The 253-nt window shown below is 71.9% G+C and carries 1 pseudogene; it reads left to right on the top strand.

The window, feature by feature from the left end:
* Positions 1 to 253, top strand: a pseudogene (locus SB822_RS59115) (flagellar hook-length control protein FliK); the annotation flags it as partial.

Below are 253 nucleotides of genomic sequence, written 5' to 3'. Positions count from 1 at the left end.
GGCTCGCAGCAGAATCCGCAGGCCGCCGCGGTCCATCCCGCAACGGTGCCGCTCGTGCGCCAGCAACTGGATCTGCTCGCAACCGGCCAGTTCCGCTGGACCGGCGAAGCATGGCCCGGCGCGAAGCTCGACTGGACCATCGAACAGGACGGCGACGAGTGGGACCGCAGCGGCGGCGGCACGGCGAGCGAAGAGGATCAGCCGTGGCGCACGCGGCTGACGCTGTCGCTGCCGACGCTCGGCACCGTCGACG

Origin of the sequence: Paraburkholderia sp. SIMBA_054 (genome assembly GCF_046534875.1) — a bacterium.
GTDB classification, from domain to species: domain Bacteria; phylum Pseudomonadota; class Gammaproteobacteria; order Burkholderiales; family Burkholderiaceae; genus Paraburkholderia; species Paraburkholderia hospita.
Note: the sequence above shows the minus strand (reverse complement) of the source record. Positions and strands in the feature narration are given on the sequence as shown.